Annotated in this window: 7 protein-coding genes; all 7 read left to right on the top strand. The window is 74.0% G+C overall.

The features are described 5' to 3' along the window. Positions 1 to 169 precede the first annotated feature (169 nt). The 7 genes from ACIRYZ_RS25905 to ACIRYZ_RS25935 all read left to right on the top strand — a co-directional run bounded on the left by ACIRYZ_RS25905 (position 170) and on the right by ACIRYZ_RS25935 (position 7,698). A complete protein-coding gene (locus ACIRYZ_RS25905; RefSeq protein WP_402948248.1) occupies positions 170 to 1,978 on the top strand; it encodes a sensor histidine kinase in 1,809 nt (602 codons plus the stop codon). Next, positions 1,978 to 2,409 carry a roadblock/LC7 domain-containing protein gene (locus tag ACIRYZ_RS25910; protein WP_402948250.1) on the top strand — a complete coding sequence of 144 codons (432 nt, stop codon included), beginning with the start codon at positions 1,978 to 1,980 and terminating at the stop codon, positions 2,407 to 2,409. The genes ACIRYZ_RS25905 and ACIRYZ_RS25910 overlap by 1 nt, the downstream gene beginning before the upstream one ends. Next, positions 2,406 to 2,774 (top strand): DUF742 domain-containing protein, encoded by a 369-nt coding sequence (locus ACIRYZ_RS25915; protein WP_402948253.1) that lies wholly within the window; start codon positions 2,406 to 2,408, stop codon positions 2,772 to 2,774. The genes ACIRYZ_RS25910 and ACIRYZ_RS25915 overlap by 4 nt, the downstream gene beginning before the upstream one ends. Continuing rightward, on the top strand, positions 2,755 to 3,390 hold the full coding sequence (locus ACIRYZ_RS25920; RefSeq protein WP_402948255.1) for a GTP-binding protein: 636 nt from the start codon (positions 2,755 to 2,757) through the stop codon (positions 3,388 to 3,390). The genes ACIRYZ_RS25915 and ACIRYZ_RS25920 overlap by 20 nt, the downstream gene beginning before the upstream one ends. 25 nt (positions 3,391 to 3,415) lie before the next feature. Next, entirely contained in the window at positions 3,416 to 4,660 is a 1,245-nt protein-coding gene (locus ACIRYZ_RS25925) for a cytochrome P450 (RefSeq protein ID WP_402948258.1), read from the top strand. Between the two features lie 106 nt (positions 4,661 to 4,766). Beyond that, positions 4,767 to 5,981, top strand: a complete 1,215-nt coding sequence (locus tag ACIRYZ_RS25930) for a cytochrome P450 (RefSeq protein WP_402948260.1) — start codon at positions 4,767 to 4,769, stop codon at positions 5,979 to 5,981. 331 nt (positions 5,982 to 6,312) lie between these two features. Then, positions 6,313 to 7,698: an ABC transporter substrate-binding protein gene (locus ACIRYZ_RS25935; RefSeq protein ID WP_402948262.1), complete on the top strand. Its 1,386-nt coding sequence runs from the start codon at positions 6,313 to 6,315 to the stop codon at positions 7,696 to 7,698. The last annotated feature ends 154 nt before the right edge of the window (positions 7,699 to 7,852 follow it).

The following is a 7,852-nucleotide window of genomic DNA, read 5'->3' on the forward strand; positions in this document are numbered from 1 at the left end:
TGTCTGAATCGATATGATCGGCCGAAAGCGTGAACGGATCAGCCGCCCGGAGACGTTTCACGACGTCGCCGGGCGGCCTCGTATGCGCTCGACCCGCTGTCGGCGGCCGCAACCGTCGCCGATCCGCCGCCCGCGCCGCCGCCCGCCGACGTTGCCGAGGACCGCCCCGATGAGAGAAGCCACCAGCCCCGACGGTCGACCGCGCCGCCGTCCCGCGCCGCGCACCGTCGCCCTCACGGCGGCCGCCGTCCTGCTGGCCCTGGTCGCCGCACCGGTCGGCGTCAGCCGGGCCCTGGGTGCGCACCAGCCGCTCACCGCCCTCGCGGTGGGCGCCGTCGCGGTGCTCTGGCTGATCGCGGTCGGCCTGGCCGCGTCCGGCGCCGAACGCTCCCGCCGGCTCGCCGAGGCGGTGGAGGAGCAGCACCAGGAAACGATGACGGCGCTGGTCGTGGCCGGCAGCGCCCGGCAGGCCGAGGCGGCCGCCAAGGAGCGCGCCACCGCCGCGCAGGCCGAACGGGACGCCGCCCGCGCCGAGCGGGCCCGCGCCGAGGCGGACGTCACCGCCGCGAACGCCGAGCTGGACCGGCTGCGGGCCGAGCTGGACGCCGAGCGGGCCGAGGCCGAGGCCGCCCGGGAGCGGGCCGCCGCCGAGCGCGCCGAGCTGGACCGGATCGCCGAGGGCGTGCTGCCCGAGGTGGTGAAGAAGCTCCGCGGGGGCGCGGCTGTGGACAGCGCGCTGGCCGGCCACCGCAAGCACCCCCAGTACGCGCTGCTGCGCACCGTCGGCGAGGAGATCGGCCGGGGCGAACGGCTGCGGGCCGCCGCGCTCGCGGTCTGCGCGACCGCCGCCGGTCGGGTGCAGGCGCTGGCCACGAGCATGCACGCCGAGCTGCGCGAGATGCAGCACCGGCACGACGAGGAGGTCCTCGGCGACCTGCTGCGTCTGGACCACTCGACCGCCCAGGCGGGCCGGATGGCGGACAGCATCGCGGTGCTCACCGGGGCCCGTTCGGGCCGCCGCTGGGCCAAGCCGATCGCGGTGGAGTCGGTGCTGCGCGGCGCGCTCGGTCGGATCGGCGCCTACCAGCGGGTGCGGCTGCACAACGCCAGCACCGCCGCGGTCGCCGGGTACGCGGCCGAGGGCGTGATGCACGCGCTGGCCGAACTGCTGGACAACGCCACCAACTTCTCCGCCCCGCCGGCCGAGGTGCACGTCTACGTCGAGGAGGTGCCGGCCGGTCTGGCGGTCACCGTCGAGGACAGCGGGCTGGGCCTGAGCGACAGTTGGCTGCGCCGCGCCGAACGGGCCGTCTCCGCCGAGCCGCAGGACCTCACCACGCTCTCCGCCGGTACCCGGCTGGGCCTCGCGGTGGTCGGCATGCTGGCGCGCAAGCACGGGCTGCAGATCTCCTTCCGGCCGTCGGCGCGCGGCGGCACCGGGGTGGTGATGCTGATTCCGCAGCAGCTGGTCACTCACCAGGCCCCGGCGCCCGTCCAGACCCCCGCGCCGGCCGTGGAGTCCGCGCGCCCCGCGCTCACCCCCGCCCGCCCGGCGCCCGCCTCGCTGCCGCCCGCGCCCGCCGCGCCGAGCGCCGCCCCGACGGCGGTACCCGCCGCGGTACCGGCCGCCACGGTGGTTCCGGCGCCCACCGTCCCCGCCCAGACCCCGGCCGCGCCCGCCCGGATGACCGACAGCGGCCTGCCGCAGCGCCGGCGGGGGCAGACGCTGTCCACCACCACCCCGGCGGCCGCTCCCGCCACGAAGCCCGTACGGAACGACGCGGCGGGCGCCGCCGCCCGGTTCGGCGCCTTCCGCCGGGCCGCCCAGTCGGCGGTGCCCGTACCGGCTGCCCAGCCGGCGGTGCCTGTACCGGCCGCAGTGCCGACACCGGCCGCCACGCCCGTACCCGCGGCGACGCCGACCGCGGACACCGACACCACGCCCGACGCTTCCCCCGTCACTGACAAGGACTTCTGATGAGCAGCGCCACCGACCGCGACCTCGACTGGCTGTTGGAAAACCTGCTGGCGGCGACCCCCGGTACCCGGCACGCCCTGGTTCTCTCCGCCGACGGCCTCAAGCTCTGCCACACCGCCGGGCTGAGCGCCGACCAGGCCGACCAGCTGGCCGCGATCGCCTCCGGTCTGCAGAGCCTGGCGCACGGCGCCTCGATCGAGTTCGGCGACGGCAGCGGCGGTGTGCGGCAGTCGATGACCGAGTTCCACGGCGGCATCCTGTGCATCGTGGCGGCCGGTGAGGGCGCGCACCTCGCGGTGGTCACGGACGACGACGCGGACGTGGGCGTGGTCGGTCACAACATGCACGGCCTGATCGAGCAGATCGGCGTCCACCTCAACGCGCCCGCGCGTAGCACGGAAGCCGCCACACAAGAGAGCGTCGGGATATGAACGGCGGGCCGGTGCTGCCGGGCCGGGACGACGACCCGGACCGCCTCTACACCATCACGGGGGGCCGCAGCCGCGCCCCGGAGAACGCCTTCGACCTGGTCACCCTGATCGTCGCGGAGCGGGAGCCGACACCCGGGATGCAGTCGGAGCACGCCCGGATCCTGCGGATGTGCGAGGCCCCGACCGCCGTCGTGGAGGTGGCGGCGGAGCTGTCGCTGCCCGTCTCGGTGGTGAGGATCCTGCTCGGCGACCTGCTGGAGTCCGGGGCGGTCACGGCCCGGCACCCCAGGTTCGCGCCGAACAAGGCCCGGCTGCCCGACCTCGACACGCTGAAGCAGGTGCTGCATGGCCTCCAACGGCTCTGACCTCCAGGACGCCCGGCCCGCGGCGCGCACCCCGCTGCGGGCGACCGCCGACAACGCGCTGAAGATCGTCGTGGTCGGCGGCTTCGGGGTGGGCAAGACCACCCTGGTCGGCTCGGTCAGCGAGATCCGCCCGCTGAACACCGAGGAGGTGATGACCCGGGCGGGGGAGGGCATCGACCCGGCCGGCACCTGGGGCAAGCGCTCCACCACGGTCGCCTTCGACTTCGGCCGGATCACCCTGTCCGAGCGCCAGGTGCTCTACCTGTTCGGCGCGCCCGGGCAGGAGCGCTTCTGGTTCCTCTGGGACCGCCTGTTCAGCGGCGCCCTGGGCGCGGTCGTCCTGGTGGACACCCGGCGGCTGGAGGACTCCTGGTACGCGATCGACCGGCTGGAGCACCACGGCACCCCGTTCATCGTCGCCCGCAACAACTTCGGCGAGCCCACCCACACCCTGGAGCAGGTCCGAGAGGCCCTGGACCTGCCGGCCGAGGTCCCGCTGGTGGACTGCGACGCCCGCGACCGCGAGTCCGGCAAGCGGGTGCTGATCGACCTGGTCCACCACCTGGCCGCCCTCGCCGGAGCATCCGACGCGATCTACGAGGAGAGCACCCCGTGATCCAGATCTACGAGGAGAGCACCCCGTGACCCAGCCCGCCGCCACCCCGCCCCCGGGCTGCCCGGCGCACGCCGGCGCCACGCCGCTGTACGGGCCGCGCTTCCAGACCGACCCGGCCCAGCTCTACCGCGAGCTGCGCGCCGCGCACGGCCCGGTCGCCCCGGTCGAGCTGGCCGGCGGCGTGCCCGCCTGGCTGGTGATCGGCTACCGCGAGCTGCAGCAGGTCACCGGCCAGCCGCAGCTGTTCGGCCGTGACTCCAGCCGCTGGCACGCCTGGGCGACGCTGCCCGCCGACTGGCCGCTGAAGCCGATGATGGCGCCGGTGCCGTCGATCCTGTACGCCGAGGGCGAGGAACACGTGCGCCGCTCCCGCGCGGTGACCGACGCGCTGGCCGGGATCGACCCGTACGAGCTGCGCAAGCACTCCGAGGAGATCGCCGACCGGCTGATCGACGAGTTCGCCGGGCGCGGCGAGGCCGACCTGGTGGCCGAGTACGCGCACCGGATGCCGCTGCTGGTGCTGTGCCGGGTGCTGGGCCTGGACGAGGAGCAGGCGCCGCAGCTGATCGCGGCGCTGCTGGCGATGCTGGACGGCGGCGCGGACGCGCCGGCCGGCGCCCAGCGGCTGCTGGAGCTGATGCTCGCGTTGGTGGAGGAGAAGACCGAGCACCCGGGCGCGGACGTGGCCTCGCGGATGCTGGAGCACCCGGCGGGGCTGACCCACGACGAGGTGATGCGCGACCTCCGGGTGCTGCTGATCGCCGGTCACCAGCCGAGTTCGTACTGGATCTCCAACGCGCTGCGGCTGATGCTCACCGACGAGCGCTTCGCGGCCTCGCTGGCGGGCGGTCGGCGCAGCATCAGCCAGGCGCTCAACGAGGCGCTGTGGGAGGACACCCCGACGCAGATCTTCGCCGGCCGATGGGCGGTGCGGGACACCCAGCTGGGCGGCCAGCGGATCGCCGAGGGGGACATGCTGCTGCTCGGTTTCGCCGGGGCCAACGCGGACCCGTCGGTGCGGCAGGCCGACGGTCGTCCGGCGGAGGGCAACCGGGCGCACATGAGCTACTCGTACGGCGAGCACGGCTGCCCGTTCCCGGCCCAGGAGGCGGCGGAGGTGATCGCCACCACCGCGATCGAGGTGCTGCTGGACCGGTTGCCGGACCTGCGGCTGGCGGTGGCCGAGCACGCGCTGGTGTGGCGGCCCTCGGCCTGGGTGCGCGGACTGGTCGCGCTGCCGGTCTCGTTCACTCCGGGGCACTCGGCCTGAGGGCGTGTCCTGGCGCACGTCTTGCGGATCTCCGTCGGGCCAGCCAAGATCCACAGGACGTGCACAATCGGTCCAAGTCCCGCTATGTTTAGGAGAGTTGACGTCGATGACCGCTGCCCCGGCCTCGATCGCCCTCGACCCGCTGGCCCGCGACAACGCCGCCGAGGGCGCCCTGCTGCGGGCCGCCGGCCCGGTGGTGCCGGTGGTGCTGCCCGGCGGTGTGGCTGCCTGGGCGGTGACCCGGCACGCGGCCGCGCGCGATCTGCTCACCGACGCCCGGCTGGTGAAGGACGCCGGGCACTGGGCGGCTTACCAGCGCGGCGAGGTGCCGAGGACCTGGCCGCTGATCGGTCTGGCGGTGCCGGGGCCGAGCATGGTGACCACGGACGGCGCCGAGCACCGCCGGCTGCGGGCGCTGGTCGCCCAGGCCTTCACCCCGCGCCGGGTCGAGCTGATGCGCCCGCGGGTGGAGGAGATCACCCACGCGCTGCTGGACGGCCTGGCGGCCGGCGAGCCGATGGTCGACCTCAAGACGGCCTTCGCCTTCCCGCTGCCGATGACGGTGATCTGCTCGCTGCTGGGCGTGCCGGAGTCGGACCACGGGGTGCTGCGCGACCTGTACGAGCGGTTCTTCGGCATCAAGCCCGATCCGGCCGGCATTCAGGCGACCATCGCCGGGCTGAACGCCTTCGTCAACGACCTGGTGGCACAGCGCCGTTCGGCCCCGGGTGAGGACCTGGCGAGCGTGCTGCTGGCGGCGGACACCGAGGGCGGGGCACTCACCGACGCGGAGGCGGCGGCCACCCTGCGGGTGATCATCGCGGCCGGTCACGAGACCACGGTGAACCTGATCGGCAACGCGGTGCGGGCGCTGCTGACGCACCCGGACCAGCTGGAGCTGGTGCGCGCGGGGAAGGTCTCCTGGGACGCGGTGGTCGAGGAGTCGCTCCGCTGGACGCCGCCGACCAGCAACTTCCTGTTCCGCTTCGCGGCGGATGACATCGAGGTCGACGGGGTGGTGATCCCGGCGGGCGAGCCGGTGCTGGTCTCGTACAACGCGATCGGTCGGGACCCGCTGCAGCACGGGGTGACGGCGGAGCTGTTCGACATCACCCGGGACCCGACCCGGCACCTGTCCTTCGGCCACGGCCCGCACGTCTGCCCGGGCTCGCCGCTGGCCCGGCTGGAGGCGGGGGTCGCGCTGCCGGCGCTGTTCGAGCGCTTCCCCGCGCTGTCGCTGGCGGTGCCGGACGCCGAGCTGCGGCCGAGCCCGTCGCTGGTGGTGAACAGCCTGCTGGAGCTGCCCGTCCGACTGTTCTGACGGCTCGTCGCGGCTGCCGGCCCCGTCCGGGGTTCCGGGCGGGGCCGTCGGCGTCCCCGGGACTTCTCCCGGGTCCCTCTGAGCCCCTCCGGGCTTCCTTCGGGCTTCCTCGGGGGTGTTCGTCGGTTTCCGGTGGTCGCGGTCGGGGCACCGGTGTGGGCACCGGTCCGTGAAGGTCGACCACGGACCTTGGCGGCAGCCGAGGGCTGCGTTAACGTCGTCGAACCGGTTCGGCCCGCCGCTCGCCCGCGATCTCTGCACGCCCATCTCCCGTACAGCGCGATGTCGTTCAGCCAACCTTCGGCAGCACGCCCTGGCGAGGAGGACCGCATTGACCCTCAACCCGACCGCGCCGTCCAGGAGTTCCCGTCGCCGCCTGGCCTCCGTACCCGTCCTGCTCGCGGCACTGGCCCTGACCGCGGCCTGCTCGAACAGCTCCAGCGGTTCGGGGGGCGGCGGCCCGGCGGCCCAGACGCTGACCGGTGACTGCGCCAAGTACCAGCCGTACGCGGGCCATTCGGGCACCACGGTGACGATGTTCGCCTCCATCCTCAGCCCGGAGTCGGACAACCTGGAGAAGTCCTGGTCCGAGTTCGGCAAGTGCACCGGGATCAAGATCAGCTACGAGGGGTCCAACGACTTCGAGTCCCAGCTGCCGGTCCGGGTGGCCGGCGGCAACGCCCCGGACCTCGCGATCATCCCGCAGCCCGGCCTGCTGGCGCAGATGGTCAAGAGCGGCAAGGTGGTCAAGCCACCCGCCCAGACCGTCGCCAACCAGGACAAGTGGAGCCCGGTCTGGAAGACCTACGGCTCGGTCGACGGCACCTTCTACGCGGCACCGATGAGCGCCAACATGAAGTCGCTGGTCTGGTACTCGCCGAAGGCCTTCAAGGCGGCCGGCTACGAGGTCCCGAAGACCTGGGCGGACCTGATGGCGCTCAGCGACCGGATCGCCAAGGCCGGCGGCCCCAAGCCCTGGTGCGGCGGCATCGCCTCCGGCACTGCCACCGGCTGGCCGGCCACCGACTGGCTGGAGGAGGTGGTGCTGGGCAGCTACGGCGGCGAGCTGTACGACCAGTGGGTGGGCCATCAGGTGAAGTTCTCCGACGCGAAGATCACCACGGCGATGAAGACCGTCGCCGACTGGATGCAGAACCCGGCCTGGGTCAACGGCGGTTACGGTGACGTCAAGTCGATCGCCACCACCACCTTCCAGGACGCGGGCGCGCCGATCCTCACCGGCAAGTGCGCGATGCTCCAGCAGGCCTCCTTCTACGAGGCGCAGTGGCCCAAGGGCACCAAGGTCGGCCCGGACGGCGACGTCTTCGCCTTCCACCTGCCCGCGGTGAACCCGTCGATCGCCAACCCGGTCGAGGGCGGCGGCGAGTTCCTGGCCGCCTTCTCCGGCAAGCCCGAGGTGCAGGCGGTGCAGAACTACCTGTCCAGCTCGGACTGGGCGAGCAGCCGGGTGAAGACCGCGACCGGCTGGGTCTCGGCCAACCAGGGCGTGGACAGGAGCCTGTACACCGACCCGATCGACAAGCTCTCGGCGGAGGCGCTGACCGACCCGAGTGCGACCTTCCGGTTCGACGCCTCGGACATGATGCCCGCGGCCGTCGGCTCCGGGCAGGAGTGGAAGTCGCTGACCGCCTGGTTCGCCGAGGGGCAGTCGATCCAGAAGACCGCCGCCGACATCGACGCCGCCTGGCCGAAGTAGCCCGCCCGGGCGCGTCGGGCAGGGTCGGCCCGCGCCCGACGAGCCCGGCGCGACGGGGACCACCTGTCGAGGGGGGGGGGGGGGCCCCCCCCCCCCCCCCCCCCCCCCCCCCCCCGCCCCCCCCCCCCCCGCGCCCCCCCCCCCCCGGCCCCCC

It is taken from the genome of Kitasatospora sp. NPDC101155, assembly GCF_044768305.1.
Taxonomy (GTDB): domain Bacteria; phylum Actinomycetota; class Actinomycetes; order Streptomycetales; family Streptomycetaceae; genus Kitasatospora.

What these genes read in the sequence shown, in the direction of transcription:
- ACIRYZ_RS25905 (WP_402948248.1), top strand. Translation starts at nt 170, where the DNA reads ATGAGAGAAGCCACCAGCCCCGACGGTCGACCGCGCCGCCGTCCCGCG.
- ACIRYZ_RS25910 (WP_402948250.1), top strand. Translation starts at nt 1,978, where the DNA reads ATGAGCAGCGCCACCGACCGCGACCTCGACTGGCTGTTGGAAAACCTG.
- ACIRYZ_RS25915 (WP_402948253.1), top strand. Translation starts at nt 2,406, where the DNA reads ATGAACGGCGGGCCGGTGCTGCCGGGCCGGGACGACGACCCGGACCGC.
- ACIRYZ_RS25920 (WP_402948255.1), top strand. Translation starts at nt 2,755, where the DNA reads ATGGCCTCCAACGGCTCTGACCTCCAGGACGCCCGGCCCGCGGCGCGC.
- ACIRYZ_RS25930 (WP_402948260.1), top strand. Translation starts at nt 4,767, where the DNA reads ATGACCGCTGCCCCGGCCTCGATCGCCCTCGACCCGCTGGCCCGCGAC.